Source organism: Shewanella sp. WXL01 (genome assembly GCF_012263345.1).
GTDB classification, from domain to species: domain Bacteria; phylum Pseudomonadota; class Gammaproteobacteria; order Enterobacterales; family Shewanellaceae; genus Shewanella; species Shewanella maritima.
Genome location: NZ_JAAIKQ010000007.1, coordinates 102,232 through 115,305, shown reverse-complemented (window position 1 = coordinate 115,305; position 13,074 = coordinate 102,232). Strand labels below are relative to the sequence as shown.

13 protein-coding genes are annotated in these 13,074 nt (G+C 45.8%); 10 read left to right on the top strand and 3 right to left on the bottom strand.

Annotation, left to right across the window (positions count from 1 at the left end; translation table 11 throughout):
* The first annotated feature begins 531 nt into the window (after positions 1-531).
* From G3R49_RS15285 to G3R49_RS15265, 5 genes are all read left to right on the top strand, one after another.
* On the top strand, positions 532-2,541 hold the full coding sequence (locus G3R49_RS15285) for a heme lyase CcmF/NrfE family subunit (RefSeq protein ID WP_167870269.1): 2,010 nt from the start codon (positions 532-534) through the stop codon (positions 2,539-2,541).
* Positions 2,531-3,067, top strand: a complete 537-nt coding sequence (locus G3R49_RS15280) for a cytochrome c-type biogenesis protein (RefSeq protein WP_245335381.1) — start codon at positions 2,531-2,533, stop codon at positions 3,065-3,067. The genes G3R49_RS15285 and G3R49_RS15280 overlap by 11 nt, the downstream gene beginning before the upstream one ends.
* Positions 3,060-3,695: a TlpA disulfide reductase family protein gene (locus G3R49_RS15275; RefSeq protein WP_167870268.1), complete on the top strand. Its 636-nt coding sequence runs from the start codon at positions 3,060-3,062 to the stop codon at positions 3,693-3,695. Before G3R49_RS15280 ends, G3R49_RS15275 begins: the two co-directional genes overlap by 8 nt.
* 163 nt (positions 3,696-3,858) lie before the next feature.
* Positions 3,859-4,110, top strand: coding sequence for a hypothetical protein (locus G3R49_RS15270; RefSeq protein ID WP_167870267.1), 252 nt, complete (start codon positions 3,859-3,861; stop codon positions 4,108-4,110).
* Between the two features lie 432 nt (positions 4,111-4,542).
* Entirely contained in the window at positions 4,543-4,908 is a 366-nt protein-coding gene (locus tag G3R49_RS15265; RefSeq protein WP_167870266.1) for a hypothetical protein, read from the top strand.
* A gap of 222 nt (positions 4,909-5,130) precedes the next feature.
* On the opposite strand, the gene G3R49_RS15260 is transcribed toward G3R49_RS15265, so the two are convergent.
* The gene (locus G3R49_RS15260) at positions 5,131-5,505 is read right to left on the bottom strand and encodes a hypothetical protein (RefSeq protein ID WP_167870265.1); all 375 of its coding nucleotides are present in this window, start codon (positions 5,503-5,505) and stop codon (positions 5,131-5,133) included.
* A gap of 146 nt (positions 5,506-5,651) precedes the next feature.
* Positions 5,652-6,569 carry a LysR family transcriptional regulator gene (locus G3R49_RS15255; RefSeq protein WP_167870264.1) on the bottom strand — a complete coding sequence of 306 codons (918 nt, stop codon included), beginning with the start codon at positions 6,567-6,569 and terminating at the stop codon, positions 5,652-5,654.
* Positions 6,570-6,653: 84 nt separating this feature from the next.
* On the opposite strand from G3R49_RS15255, the gene G3R49_RS15250 reads away from it, so the two are divergent.
* Both G3R49_RS15250 and G3R49_RS15245 read left to right on the top strand, forming a co-directional pair.
* Entirely contained in the window at positions 6,654-7,535 is an 882-nt protein-coding gene (locus tag G3R49_RS15250; RefSeq protein WP_280954618.1) for a class II aldolase/adducin family protein, read from the top strand.
* A 292-nt stretch (positions 7,536-7,827) separates the two neighbouring features.
* On the top strand, positions 7,828-8,736 hold the full coding sequence (locus tag G3R49_RS15245; protein WP_167870263.1) for a bile acid:sodium symporter family protein: 909 nt from the start codon (positions 7,828-7,830) through the stop codon (positions 8,734-8,736).
* Between the two features lie 35 nt (positions 8,737-8,771).
* On the opposite strand, the gene G3R49_RS15240 is transcribed toward G3R49_RS15245, so the two are convergent.
* The gene (locus tag G3R49_RS15240; RefSeq protein WP_167870262.1) at positions 8,772-9,692 is read right to left on the bottom strand and encodes a LysR family transcriptional regulator; all 921 of its coding nucleotides are present in this window, start codon (positions 9,690-9,692) and stop codon (positions 8,772-8,774) included.
* A 135-nt stretch (positions 9,693-9,827) separates the two neighbouring features.
* Here G3R49_RS15240 and G3R49_RS15235 point away from each other — a divergent pair, with 135 nt between their 5' ends.
* From G3R49_RS15235 to G3R49_RS15225, 3 genes are read left to right on the top strand one after another with little or no spacing between them, the layout of a single operon-like run.
* The gene (locus G3R49_RS15235; RefSeq protein ID WP_167870261.1) at positions 9,828-11,048 is read left to right on the top strand and encodes an acyl-CoA dehydrogenase family protein; all 1,221 of its coding nucleotides are present in this window, start codon (positions 9,828-9,830) and stop codon (positions 11,046-11,048) included.
* A gap of 11 nt (positions 11,049-11,059) precedes the next feature.
* Positions 11,060-11,992 (top strand): SDR family oxidoreductase, encoded by a 933-nt coding sequence (locus G3R49_RS15230; RefSeq protein ID WP_245335380.1) that lies wholly within the window; start codon positions 11,060-11,062, stop codon positions 11,990-11,992.
* Positions 11,989-13,059 carry a phosphotransferase family protein gene (locus G3R49_RS15225; RefSeq protein WP_167870260.1) on the top strand — a complete coding sequence of 357 codons (1,071 nt, stop codon included), beginning with the start codon at positions 11,989-11,991 and terminating at the stop codon, positions 13,057-13,059. Before G3R49_RS15230 ends, G3R49_RS15225 begins: the two co-directional genes overlap by 4 nt.
* The last annotated feature ends 15 nt before the right edge of the window (positions 13,060-13,074 follow it).

Here is a 13,074-nt window from a genome sequence, read left to right as displayed (position 1 = left end):
ATTCTTCATAAAAAAACCAACAAAAACTTGAGCTAGCGCACAAGGATTTTTTGCTTATATCTAAAGAGATATAAACAAATGAATTCCCAACAAAATCAATAACATGAAAAACCAAAGCCAACTACTCTTTAGTAATAAAGTTGCGGTTTTTAGATCTAAAAACAGCTAAAACGGTGCTTTTAATTTTCAAAAGTTGTCTAGCAAAAATTAACTTGGAGCGGCTCACAGAATCTCAGAATTAAGTGCTTTAAGGTGGCACGAGAGCAAAGCAGTGACAGCTTAGTAAGGGGACTTTTGAATGGTATTAACCAGGTTGCCCCGGCTTATTTAACGTAAGAATGAATAAGTGAGTTGAACATTGTTTAGCGATTTACCCGCTGTAATTTTTCGCCTTAGTGCACGGTTGAGTTACTCCTTAGTCGTTACTCAATAGTAAAAGCGCGTGCATGTGCAGACTGTATATAAAGAGTACGGTTTAACAAGGTTCACTTATGCGGGTCGTCTAGAGTATTAACCAAGAGTGAGCTACCCATGATTGCTGAAATAGGTCTATTGCTACTGATCATTGCCCTGGTGATTTCAGCATCACTGAGTTTATTACCGCTATTTAGCCATTTCGCAGCAAAAAGGCGAGCATCTAACAAGGCAATACTTGGTCAATGTGAGCCAAAGCTCAATCCGTACATTGCACTGCTTACTCATTTAAATACACTGGCGCTATGCGGCGCATTTGCCATTTTGGTGTATGTATTAGTCGTGAGTGACTTCTCGGTTGCCTATGTGGCCAACCACTCAAACACCCAACTGCCAATGATCTTCAAAGTCGCTGCAGCCTGGGGCGGGCATGAAGGGTCAATGCTACTGTGGATTGTTGCCACTGCTGTATTGGCGAGCATTTTTGTGGTGAAAAACCGCAATAAGCCTCAATTTTGCAGCCACTTTAGCGCTGCGATAGCACTTATCTTATTGGGCTTTTTAGCCTTCTTACTGTTTACCTCAAATCCATTTGAGCGCCTGCTGCCCAATATTCCAGTTGAAGGACGCGACCTAAACCCAATATTGCAAGACATCGGCCTAGTATTTCACCCACCACTGCTGTTCATGGGCTATGTGGGATTAACCATTTGTTTTGCCGCTACCATTGCCTGCTTACTCGATACAGGTAAGCAGTTACACAACAACATGTTGTCGCTACGCCCATGGGCGCTGTTTGCCTGGATTACACTAACTGGCGGCAACGCCTTTGGCTCATGGTGGGCTTATAACGAACTAGGCTGGGGCGGCTGGTGGTTCTGGGATCCGGTTGAGAATGCTTCATTCATTCCCTGGTTAGTTGCTACCGCTTACGTGCACAGCTTATGGTTAACGCAAACCCAGCGCCGCTTTTACGCCAGCACCGCCTTTATTGGCTTGCTTGGTTTTAGCCTATGTTTGCTCGGTACCTTTTTGGTTCGCTCAGGCGTGGTGCAATCGGTACACGCCTTTGCATCAGACCCAAGCCGCGGCATCTCTATTCTTACCCTGCTATTTGTAAGTTGTTGTGGTGGCTATACCCTATTTGCCGCTAAATACCCTATGCTCGCAAATCAAGGAGTTAATAACCGCAACGCTCAAACCAACACCGCGGCAATGAGTGTTTTTCTTGGCATTTTGTTATTGGTGATTGCAGCGCTGTCGGTGCTGCTCGGTACCTGCTATCCACTCATCTTTGATGTGCTTTTTGGACGCACTATTTCTGTGGGTGCGCCTTACTTTAATAGCTTATTCATCCCTATGGTGGCGCTAATTAGTATCGTAATGGGGCTTGCTCCTTGCCTGCGCTTTAAACAACAAGCGAGTTTTAAACCTATCATGCTTGCAGCTGCAGCGATAAGTTTTAGTGCCAGCCTAGCTGTGACTCTTCCCTTAGCATTAGGTTTTCAAGCTGCGCTTGGTGTGTTTGCAGTTTGCTTCCTTGCTATAACCCTTGGCTATTGTGCCTATCAGGCGATTAAAACCTCACAAATCAATTCACGCTTTATTGGTATGTTTATCGCCCACCTTGGTTTAGCGGTATCTATTATTGGTGCAACGGTCGTTAGCAACTTTGAGCAAGAAGAACTGCTGCGAATGGGCCCTGGGCAAGGCAAAGAGCTGGCCGGTTACACCTTTATTTACCGCTCAACAGAGCAAGTGTCGCACCCTAGCTATGAGGCAATTCAAGCCAACATTGAAGTACAAGACAGCCTGGAAAACACGATTAGCTTTATCACACCACAAAGGCGCACCTTTAACACCAATGCCATGCAGCTATCGGCGGCAGGTGTCTACCGCCAATGGTATGGCGACTTATACGTGTCTATGGGACAAGCGCTTAGCGATAGCGAATACCTTATCCGCATCAACTATAAACCGTTAGTCAGCTGGATTTGGTTAGGCGCAATATTAATGATGTTTGGTGGCGTAGTGAGCATGCTAAACAAGGCCTTAGTCACTCGTCGCCAACACTCAGTAACAAAGACAAGTAAAACGGTTAACCAGGAGGCAACTCATGCTATCTAGATTAAAAACTATGTTGCTGTGCTTGCTGCTAGGCAGTGCTAGCCTAGTCTCGCTAAATGCCAATGCCCAAATCAATAGCACCGAAATCAGTAGCACCAAAGTCAACAGTGCTCCAATAAATAGCGCGGCAATGCAGGCGCCCAAACATTACACTCAAGAGCAGGTAAAAACGCTCGGGTTTGAAATAGCCAAAGAGCTGCGCTGCCCAGCATCCATTAACCAAAACTTGTTGGACTCTCAAGCACCGATAGCCAACGAATTAAAAGCTGAAATTTTCTTGCAGCTGGAACAAGGCAAGTCAAAACAAGCGATCATCGAATTTATGGTGGCTCGCTTTGGCGAGCAGATTCACTACATGCCAACGCTAAATGCCAGCACTAGTGCCTTGTTTATTATCCCTATCTTTATGGTGCTGTTAGCTATTGTCTGGCTAGTGGCTCAGCAAATGCGTCAATCTCGCCGTGCTAACAAGCTTCAAGGCTCGCCACAGCAACGCCTGATGACTGAGGAAAAAACTCATGAATAAACTCACCACTTTGCTAGCTAGCGTGTTACTCACAGCGACTTGCACTGTTAGCTTTGCCAGCCAAGCATCTTTGCCGTCAGAAAAGGTCTATGACACAGGCGAAAATATCCCTAAACCAATGATTATGTCGCGCTTCATTGAAATGACCAAAGCACGTAAGGTCAATGAAGTACCACTTACAAGTCTTGATGGTGAAACCGTAAAGCTCAGTGACTATCGCGGTAAGTTAGTGGTGATGAACCTATGGGCGACCTGGTGCGCCCCTTGTATTAAAGAAATCCCGATGATGGAAAAGATCCGTCAGGACAATATTAATAACGACCTTGTAGTGATGCCGGTGTCAATTGATGAGGAATATGACAAGGTTGCGGCATTCCTTACCCGCCATAAGCTTGATGGCTATCCAACCCTCATTGACCCACAAGCCCAAATTGAAAACATGGTGCCACTTAACGTGGTACCAGCAACATACGTATTTGACGGCGAAGGCAACTTAGTTGGCTTTTTACGTGGCTATCTCGACTGGGGCGACAAAGAGGTTCAGCCTTATCTTGAACAGCTCACTGCCAAGTACGCCAATCCCACCACTTTTAGCAATGCTCAATCTCGAGGGGCCAGCGCCGAGTAACATTGGCTACCCTTTATTGCTCCCGCCCAAATAAGGCAACACTCATTTGGGCGGTTTTTTCTTTTTGGCCCTCAGCAAGCCTTCACGACTGAATGCTCCACAACTTGATTAACGTCCGCACCCACAATACCCTTATCGACACCACGCATATTGCTGATTATTTATGGCTAAACCCAACAAAAAACTGCCTACTCGCACTGTCGATATTTATTGTGCCAACTGCAAAACCCAACTGTACAAATACCATAAAGGCGGTAAAGGCTCGCTAGTGAAGTGCTTTAAAGAACGGATTGCGGTTGATTACACCAAAGCACCTGGGATGTGCCCGCAATGCGAGCAAACCTTCGCCCGCGACACCTTAGTACGTGGCACGCCCGCGCTAAAAATGATTGGCGGTAAGGTATATATGAAGTAAGCCGAGTTTTTATTTCTAATTTACTCTAAAACCCAGTGCTAATAGGGTAAAGCTAGCATTTTCACGCTTCACAAATTGCTATTTTAGCTAGGGCCTGTTGATCTTTGCTGATTAGAATTTGTTCGAATTAAAAGCACTTTAATCGCGACGCGAGCAATGACGTCTAGTCACCTACACCTATTGGTTTAAAAAGGGCTCGCAACAAAGAGTAAAGTGCTTTTAAACGAACCTTTCAGGCAACGCTTGTTGTCATTTCTACTGTGTTAACGACTTACTCATGTGGAATAACCACACATCAAAGTCGTTGCCTTGTATAAATCTCCAACAAGCAGCTGCAAAAATAATCTTGAAAGATCAACAGGCCCTAGCATAGATGCAGCAAAATCCGCTGCAACAATCTCAGCACTTTGGGTGAAACGTAGGGTGAAAAAGATGAAAAAACAAATTATTGCAGGCTTAGTGGCAGGACTTATTGTTAGTGGTCTAGGTATCGCAGCTAGCGTACAAGCACAGCCAATGACACAAACGCTTGATACTGAAACTGCCATAGGTATTGGCGGCTTAATGATTTGCGACGTGTTTTACAATGAAAATGAAATGCCAATTCAAGGCGCCATTGTTAAAAAGGCCGTGTTAGACCATCAAAAAGCCGGCATTGAAGACCACATCATGACCCAGGAAACCAGCAACAAGTTAGAGCAATATTTTGCCGACTTTAGAGCATCTAGCGAAGAGCAAAAAATGCACCTTTGCAATCAGGCAATTGAGTTTGCGCGTAACAGCACTTTTGTAAAGTAAGCGGCTAAAGTTAAGCTATTAGAATAAGCATAAAATAGACCGGTTGGTTTAAATATACTGTAGTGGGGAAAACAAGCTAAAGTGGGTTAACTCTGAATTAAATAACAGGGAGCGATTTAACTTCAGATAAAAAAATCCGCTGCAGTTGAAAGATGGGATCAAAAGCAGCGGAGGACGGAGACCCTCATGCTATGTAGTCAAACTTAACTCAAGCTTAGGGTTTTACATGTAAGTTGCACTATGAACCGAGTAACTGAATTTTTGTGATGTAGGCCCGGGAATGGTGCAGCGCGTGGTCAGTTTATGGGTTTTGCCTGCGGCGATTCTCCAGTTTCCGGGCAACACTTTTACCTTTTGCTGCCCCTGATATAAATAAGTCACCTTAAGCTTGATATCTATCTTCTTCGAGGAGTGTTTATTCTTCACATAAGGTGTTTTACCACCGTTACCACAACTAGGTGACATTGAGCCAACTTCAACATATTGCTCTGCCATTTTGGCAGTCTTATTCGTGGACGTAGCATCTTGCGCGTGGGCATAGTTTGCCAGAGCAAAGCCAAATACAACTATGGCAACGAGAGTAGTAATCGCTTTCATGACCTTTCCTTTGTCTAATTATTTGAATAAGCGTTATAGAATTTAATTTCTTTTCAGATACTTGATTACAACAGCCTACGTCGCCCAATTGTGTGCATGGCTAATTATTAACCTAAACAAAGATATCCGACACTACAAGTAACTCGTTAATCTAGTCTGCCAAATAGCTGCTCGGCCATTTGCTCAAATTGCTCCCTGAGCCAGTTATTTATTGGGTCGTGCTCTGCTTGTTCATGCCAGTACATGTGTACAGGCAATGGCGGCACCTCAAATGGTAATAGCGAGACCACCACAGGTAGCTTTTGCTGCAATAGCTTGGCATACGAATTGGGCATGGTCAGCAGCATATCGCCCTGACAAGCCACCGATGCTGCGGCAAAATAATGCTCGCAGCGCAGCACCACATTACGAGTAATGCCGTGTTTGGCCAGCGCCATATCTACCACATCTACTTTAGAGCCTTTAAGCGATACGATACCGTGGGGATATTGCTGATAGTTGGCCAAATTAAGTTGGACCAATATTGGATGATCGGGCCTACAAACCAATGAAAAGTGCTCATTACAAATAAGCTGGCTTTTAATGCCACGCCCGGTTGGTGTAAGCACATCAATCACAATATCCAGTTGTTGCTCACTCAACTGTTTATCAATATCCACTAAGGTAATTTGCCGACTATCAATACTTAAGTTGGGTGCTTGCTGTTGCACACGCTGCATTAACGGCGGGAAGAAAATCGACTCGAGAATATCGCGCAACCCCAAACGCAATAAGCGCGGCTGATTAAGCATATTCGCTCGATTGGGCGAACCCAAAGTCCCCCGCAAACTCGCCATTGCCGCTTCAACACTGGGCATGATTTGCTGACATAGTTCAGTTGCCACCATCTTACGTCCATAACGTACAAACAATGGGTCTTGATAAGTATCGCGCAGCCGTGCAAGAGCATGACTCACCGCTGGCTGGGTGAGGTGTAATTGCTGAGCAGCAAGAGTGATTGAGCCATGCTGGTAAATCGCCTGCAGCACCACAAACAAGTTTAAGTCGACCTTACTATGAATCAAATTAATCCCTAAGCATAAAAATCCATCATTTGAATTTATGCTAATGGGCGATAGCCTAAAATTAAAGCAATTTTTAGAGGCTAAATGATGACATCCCCACTCTCAGCGACAAAACAGCTAGCAACAGATCAACAAGCAAAAAGCGCTCAAGCACAAAAAATGGAGCAACAAATACAGCAATCAACGCGAGGCGACAGCCAGTTTAAAGTGCCTAGGCCACCACAGTTTGATGATCCACAAGCAGAGCAAACCTATATTAAACAGCGCCTAGCGGCTGCTTTTAGGGTCTTTGCCATGCATGGTTTTGATGAAGGTTTAGCCGGGCATATTACCGTGCGTGACAACATCGCACCTGACACCTTTTGGGTGAATCCATTGGCGGTTCATTTCAAACACATCAAAGCATCAGATTTAGTGCGAGTGGATCATCAAGGCAATATTGTTGAGGGAAAATACCCTATCAACAACGCCGCCTTTGCTATTCACTCACGTATTCATCATGCACGCCCAGACGTAAACGCTGTCGCCCACGCTCACACCACCTATGGAAGAGCTTTTTCAGCGTTAGCACAGCCTATTTTGCCTATCTCGCAAGACGCGTGTTTGTTCTATGAAAACCATGCCCTGCTAGGCACCTTCACAGGTGTGGTGGCAGAGTTAACCGAGGGTGATTTAATCGCTAATGCGCTAGCGGATAATTGCGCTGTGATATTACAAAACCACGGGTTATTAACCGTTGGCAGCAGTGTTGATGCAGCCTGCGCTAACTTTTGTATGTTAGAGAGTTGCTGTCATAGCCAATTACTCGCCCAAAGCGCGGTTCAATCTGCTGAGCAGCTAGCACAGATAGACCATCAAACCGCATTAAAAACCCGTCAGGTAAATGGCTCAGAAATCGTCACCTGGGGTAACTTCCAACCGCTTTATCAAAAAGTATTGGCAGAAGATGCAAGCTTTTTAGAGTAAAAGCCGCTAGCTTTACATTAGCACTTGCTTACACAATAAATGCTTAAGGCTAACTGGCAGCTACGAAAGCATACGGTTGCGGTGGCATTTAAAGCCTTTGAAAACATGGATGTTTTCGTAGAGCTCACAGGATGTGCTTGCAGCGAGCTTTAAATGTCATTGCATCGCTTGCTAACTATTTAAGTTACCAAGTCTGCAACAAGCTGTAATTCAACGTCACAGCCTAATTCAATGATCTCAACCTAATTAATTGGTTTAGGCCTGACAACAAAAAAGCGAGATAAGGATAATCATGACAGCTTCGTGGATAACTCAGGGCTTATTACCCGCTGCCATCGCTATGATCATGTTTGGCATGGGCTTGGGGTTAACCCTGGCAGACTTTAGCCGCGTCTTGCGCTGGCCTAAAGCGGTAGCGTTAGGGTTAAGCGGGCAAATGTTATTGCTACCTGCACTCGCTTTTAGTTTGTGTTTACTGCTGGAGTTATCTGCGGAAATGGCGGTGGGGCTGATGATCCTATCAGCCTGCCCCGGCGGCACTATGTCGAATGTGATCAGTCAGCTTGCCCGCGCTAACCTCGCGCTTTCAATAACCCTAACCAGCTTTAGTACCCTGATCTGTTTAATCACAACGCCACTACTGATCAGCTGGAGTAGCAAGTACTTTTTAGGTCAGGCGCAGCCGCAATTCTCACTTGTTGATGTCACCTTAGGGCTTTGCGCAATTACTCTGCTGCCCATTGCCCTTGGCATGTTGGTAAATCACTATTTTCCAAATGTCAGTCGTAAAAGTGAGCCACTCTTTAGGCGTTTTTCGGCGTTATTTATGGGGTTAATGATAATTGCGGTGTTGTGGCAAGAAAGACAAATTTTGGCACAGTCATTTAAAGACATGTTCCTCGCGTGTTTGTTGCTAAACCTTGGTAGCGTAGCGCTTGGATTGCTGCTTGGTCGAATATTCAAATTATCACGCACTGATGGCGTCACCCTAGCTATTGAGGTGGGCATTCAAAACGCGACGCTAGCTATGTTGATTGCCATGACATTTTTAAACCAACCACAACTTGCGATTGCAGCAGGTGTTTACGGGCTGACTATGTATGTAGGTGCGATGGTCATAGCACTCTGGGCTAAATGGCCGCGAGGTGACAGTAAACCGGAGAATCAACAGACTAGTACTACACAGAGCAAAGCGAGTTAACACCTCACATCTAGCTGGTTCTTCATGTGTAGAGGCTAGCCGAGTAGTTGCTGCACCATCTGTTTTAGCCAATCGATAGCTGGGTCGGCATCGCTGTCTTGATGCCAGTAGTAATGGGTATTTAAACTCGGCGCCTCAAAAGGCAGCGGCAACACCATTAAGCTGTCATCAAATTCTGCTGACGCCATAAACTGCTTGGCAATTATCGACGGTATGGTCAGCAAATAGTCTGTGCCTTTAAGTACATTTTTGGCGGTGTTGAAGCTTTGACAACGCACCTTAATTTGTCGATTAATACCCTGCTGCAACAAGCTAACATCTTCTATCACTATGCCGTCACTGCGGTTAGACACCACAATATGCTGCGAGTCGATATAAAACTGTTTCGACAAACTGTGCTGAGCAAATTGTTGTTTATCGGCAAGCACTACAAAGTGATCACTAGAAAGACTAGCGTGCATAATTGGCGACTGAATCGGTCTGGCTATATCAATCACCATATCTACCTGGCGATTTGCCAGTTGGCGCGGCATATTACTGCGGTCTAGCTTGATACTTTTTAAGAAAGCATTGGGCGCCTGACTGCGAAATATCGCCACCAGCTTAGGCAATACAATAGGCTCTAATGCCTCGTGAATAGCCAGAGTAAAAGTTTGCTGACTTTGGCTTAACTCAAACTCACCACAGCTTTGCAGCACCTTACGCAGCTTAGACAACAGCTCAATGACCTGCGGTGCAATTTGCTGACATGCAGGCGTTGGCTCCATAGCCTGCCCTTTACGCACAAACAGCTCATCCCCCAAAGCTTGCCTTAAGCGCTTTATGGCATGGCTCACCGCGGACGGACTAATAAACAAGGTCTTAGCCACGCTAGTCATGTTGCGCTCCATATACAGGGCTTCGAATACTTTCAGAAGATTAAAGTCCAGCTGTTGAAGTTGTTTTTCGTTAAGCATAAAGCGCCTTAGACATTCGTTGATCACCACTAAACTATGAACAGCATTCATCACATGCTAACAATATATTTCACTTAATTCATTCAAACACCTGTATTAATCTAAATTTATTGGTAATTAAGTGAGGCACAGAATATGGACTTTCAACCGAGCGAAAAAAGTCAGGCGTACTTAGCCAAACTGAAGGCATTTATGGCTGAGCATGTATTGCCGCAAGAGCAAGCCATTGTGGCTGAAAACCGTCGCCTCAACGAGCATGTGGATTGGCGCGAGTGGCAAGTTCCTGCCGCGATTAACGAACTAAAAGCCAAAGCCAAGGCTGCAGGCCTTTGGAATTTGTTTTTGCCTGATGCTGAGCTCGCCGAAGGTTTATCTTGTCTTGAATATGCACCATTAGCAGAAGAAACCGGCAAGGTGTTATTTGCCCCAGAGGTTTTTAACTGTAACGCCCCTGACACCGGCAATATGGAAGTGCTGTATCACTTTGGTGATGAACAACAAAAGCAGCAATGGTTATCTCCACTGCTCAATGGCGACATCCGCTCTGTTTTCGCCATGACAGAGCCGGATGTAGCTTCTAGCGATGCCACCAATATGCAAGCACGGATCGATGTTGACGGTGACGAGCTAGTGCTCAATGGCACTAAATGGTGGACCACAGGTCTAGGTCACCCAAAAGCCAAAGTGGCTATTTTTATGGGGTTATCGAATCCAGAAAACGACAAACATAACCAGCATTCTATGGTGTTAGTGCCGCTCGACACTCCCGGAGTGAACATCAAGCGCATGTTAACCGCCAGCCAGGATTACGATGCGCCCTATGGTCACGGTGAAGTTGAATTTAGCAATGTGCGCGTACCTAAAACCAACTTGCTTGTCGGTTTAGGTAAAGGCTTTGCCATTGCCCAGGGCCGCCTGGGGCCAGGGCGTATTCACCATTGTATGCGCGCAATTGGCGCAGCAGAGCGTTGCCTTGAGTTAATGATAAAACGCGGCATGTCACGTGTAGCCTTTGGCAAGCCAATCATCAAACTTGGCGGCAATATGGAGCGCATAGCGCAAGCGAGAATGGCGATAGATCAAGCGAGATTACTCACCCTTAACGCCGCATGGAAGATAGATAATGTTGGCGTTAAGCAGGCCATGACCGAGATCTCTGCGATTAAAGTGGTGGTGCCAAACATGTTGCAAATGGTCAGTGATATGGCAATTCAAATGCACGGCGGCGCCGGTGTATCGGGCGACTTCCCAGTGTCTATGTTTAGCGCCATGGCGCGCATGTTACGCCTAGCCGACGGCCCAGATGAAGTGCATATGGCCATGGTGTCGCGCCTTGAGCTGAAAAAGTATAGCTAAGGATACGGCCCATGAACTACGACAGCATGAGCAACAAGTCATACACCATACTTATCACAGGCGCTGCTAGTGGTCTTGGCAAGGCATTAGCCATCACCTGGGCCAAGCATTATCAGCAACAACACAAGCCGATTGCGATTTGTGTTGCCGACATTGATAGTCAAAGCGGGGCTGAGGTTGTTACCGAGTTAATCGCCCTCGGCGCGCAGGCCAGCTACCTTGATTGTAATATCACCGATGCTCAGCAAGTCGCTCAGCTACGTGAACATGTTATCGATAAATTCGGCCGCATTGACTGCATCATCAATAACGCTGGGGTTGCCACTGGCGGCTCACTGAAAAGCGAGCCAATTGAGCAATGGCAGTGGGTATTTGATATCAACCTATATGGCATGGTGCGCGTGTGTCAGGCATTTGTTGATGACTTTCGTGCCCAAGGTCGCGGGCAAATTATCAATATTGCTTCACAAGCTGGGTTAACGCCTATTCCGCTGATGGCAAGCTATAACGCGGTAAAAGCGGCGGTGATTTCGTTTTCTGAAACCTTAAAATTGGAGCTGACTGATGACAATATTGCCGTTAGCGTGGTCTGCCCGAGCTTTTTCAAAACTAACTTAGATAAATCGCTTCGCTCAAGCGAACCATTAATGCACCGCACCGTCGCACGCTTGTTTGAAAAGGCCGATATGACCGCGGAACAGATCGCCGAGAGCATCTTTATTCAAGCCAAACAAAAGCGCTTTTTAATCCTCACCCACAAGCTTGGCAAACGCACTTATTTGATGAAAAAATGGCTACCAATGGAGAGCTATTTAAAGCGCGCGATAAAAGGCACCGCCAAAATGGTCGCCAAGTCAAAACAAGCAGTTAAGTCTGAGCAAGCGGCTAGCATGAAAAAAGTGGACGGAGAAACCCAAGGCTCAACCCAAGGAGATCAAGCATGAGCAATCAGGTGCTAGATAAAGCCAAAGCCGTAAGACAAGGTGAAGAGCTTAATATCAATGCTGTTGATGGCTGGCTAAAGGCACAAAAAATTGATGTTCAAGGCACGCCTGAGGTTACTCAGTATGCTGGCGGCGCATCTAACTGGACCTACTGTTTAACCTACAGCAATGTTGAGCTGATTTTACGCCGCGCCCCCAAAGGCACTAAAGCCAAGGGCGCCCACGATATGGGTCGCGAGTTTAGACTGCAACAGGCGCTGCAAGAAGTGTATCGCTATGTGCCTAAAATGATAGCCTTTTGCGACGATGATGCCGTGATTGGTACCGACTTTTATGTAATGCAAAAGCTCACTGGCGTGATACCACGCAAGAACCTGCCGCGCGGACTCAATTCCACTCCAGAGCAAACCGCTAACTTGTGCACCAATGTCATTGATTGCTTAGTAGAGCTGCATCAGGTGGATATAGACAAAGCGGGGCTGAGTAATCTCGCGAAAGGTCAGGGTTATATCGAGCGTCAAATCAGCGGTTGGAGCGAGCGTTATACCAAGGCGAAAACCTGGAATGTACCTTCAGCAAAATACGTAATGAATTGGCTTCAAAACAATATGCCTACCACAGAGCGTATTTGCTTAACTCACAACGACTTTCGCTTTGATAATGTAGTACTCAACCCTGAAGATCATACTCAAGTTATTGGCGTGCTCGACTGGGAGCTAGCAACACTTGGCGACCCACTCATGGATTTAGGTAATAGTCTGGCCTACTGGATTGAAGCTGACGATGACTTTTTAGCCCAGAGTACCAGACGCCAACCAACACACCTAAAAGGCATGCTAACCAGACAACAGGTAATTGATTATTACCTTAAAAAAACCGGCATTGAATGTGACGACTTCACTTTTTACGAGGTGTATGGCCTGTTTAGACTAGCTGGTATTGTGCAGCAAATTTATTACCGCTATCACCACAAACAAACGAATAACCCAGCATTCAAAAACTTCTGGGTATTTGTGCACTATCTATTGTGGCGCTGCAAAAAATCCATCAAGGCGCAAAACAAGTAGAGTCGCGTGTTAGGC

Excerpts from the sequence above, each read along its gene's own strand:
- G3R49_RS15235 (WP_167870261.1), top strand. The coding sequence starts at position 9,828 with ATGGACTTTCAACCGAGCGAAAAAAGTCAGGCGTACTTAGCCAAACTG.
- G3R49_RS15280 (WP_245335381.1), top strand. The coding sequence starts at position 2,531 with ATGCTATCTAGATTAAAAACTATGTTGCTGTGCTTGCTGCTAGGCAGT.
- G3R49_RS15230 (WP_245335380.1), top strand. The coding sequence starts at position 11,060 with ATGAACTACGACAGCATGAGCAACAAGTCATACACCATACTTATCACA.
- G3R49_RS15270 (WP_167870267.1), top strand. The coding sequence starts at position 3,859 with ATGGCTAAACCCAACAAAAAACTGCCTACTCGCACTGTCGATATTTAT.
- G3R49_RS15260 (WP_167870265.1), bottom strand. The coding sequence starts at position 5,505 with ATGAAAGCGATTACTACTCTCGTTGCCATAGTTGTATTTGGCTTTGCT.
- G3R49_RS15250 (WP_280954618.1), top strand. The coding sequence starts at position 6,654 with ATGATGACATCCCCACTCTCAGCGACAAAACAGCTAGCAACAGATCAA.
- G3R49_RS15240 (WP_167870262.1), bottom strand. The coding sequence starts at position 9,692 with ATGCTTAACGAAAAACAACTTCAACAGCTGGACTTTAATCTTCTGAAA.
- G3R49_RS15275 (WP_167870268.1), top strand. The coding sequence starts at position 3,060 with ATGAATAAACTCACCACTTTGCTAGCTAGCGTGTTACTCACAGCGACT.
- G3R49_RS15225 (WP_167870260.1), top strand. The coding sequence starts at position 11,989 with ATGAGCAATCAGGTGCTAGATAAAGCCAAAGCCGTAAGACAAGGTGAA.
- G3R49_RS15285 (WP_167870269.1), top strand. The coding sequence starts at position 532 with ATGATTGCTGAAATAGGTCTATTGCTACTGATCATTGCCCTGGTGATT.
- G3R49_RS15265 (WP_167870266.1), top strand. The coding sequence starts at position 4,543 with ATGAAAAAACAAATTATTGCAGGCTTAGTGGCAGGACTTATTGTTAGT.
- G3R49_RS15245 (WP_167870263.1), top strand. The coding sequence starts at position 7,828 with ATGACAGCTTCGTGGATAACTCAGGGCTTATTACCCGCTGCCATCGCT.